Raw genomic sequence first — 911 nt, forward strand, 5'->3', positions numbered from 1 at the left:
TCTCTCATTTAGATGGTGTATTATCACTCGATCTCACAACTGTTCTCATCCTCAACCAATTAGCTAATTCAGAACGATACGGTGCTGTATATCTTGTAAATCTATTCTCTAATATTAAAAGTCCAGAAAATCTCAAACATATCAAAAATCCATATGATGAGCACACTGATATTCACTTGATGAAAGCGATAAGTGAGAGTGACACAGTCATTCTAGCTTATGGTGCTTATGCGAAGCGGCCAATTGTCGTTGAACGTGTATCACAGATGATGGAAATGTTAAAACCTCATAAAAAGAAAGTCAAAAAGCTTATTAACCCAGCAACAAATGAAATTATGCATCCGCTTAATCCTAAAGCACGTCAAAAATGGACATTGAAATAAAGGAGGCTTACCTATGAACCATGAAACTACACAATCAGACTGGCGAACGGTTGCTAATTGCTTAGCATTACAAGACCATGTATCAATAGTAAAAGGGTTAATACACTATTTTACAGCGATTGAAGATGAGGAAATACTTGATAAAATCTATGATAATTTTATAAATGATGATGCTATAACAACAGTACTTAACAATGATTTACAGATAATTCTTAACCATTATCTATCAAAATGAACATTATACTACTTACGATAAAAATAGAACATCCTTCACTTAGCAGTGAGGGATGCTTTAATATTTTTTATCAGTAACCTTTCTCTTTAGGTCAATCCTCATTTCATAAAATTAAGACAGGAACAACATGAAACTTATAATTTTTCATAATGGTCAGTTTTTTGTAGGACTAATTGAATATCAAAAGAAACAAAAACTATTTTTAGATTTATCGACCATCAAATATTACAATTAATTGATATGAGTAAAGTAACAATCAAAAATAAGAAACTTAAAAATAGAATTAGTTCTAA

Annotated in this window: 2 protein-coding genes; both read left to right on the forward strand. The window is 30.8% G+C overall.

All coding sequences use genetic code 11. The annotated features are described in order from the left end of the window. On the forward strand, positions 1–383 hold a 383-nt coding region (locus IE142_RS39670), incomplete at its 5' end, for a DUF1643 domain-containing protein (RefSeq protein WP_191889419.1). A 13-nt stretch (positions 384–396) separates the two neighbouring features. Continuing rightward, the gene (locus IE142_RS39675) at positions 397–618 is read left to right on the forward strand and encodes a hypothetical protein (RefSeq protein WP_002503877.1); all 222 of its coding nucleotides are present in this window, start codon (positions 397–399) and stop codon (positions 616–618) included. Positions 619–911: the final 293 nt, after the last annotated feature.

Source organism: Streptomyces mutabilis (assembly GCF_014649815.1).
GTDB lineage: Bacteria > Actinomycetota > Actinomycetes > Streptomycetales > Streptomycetaceae > Streptomyces > Streptomyces mutabilis.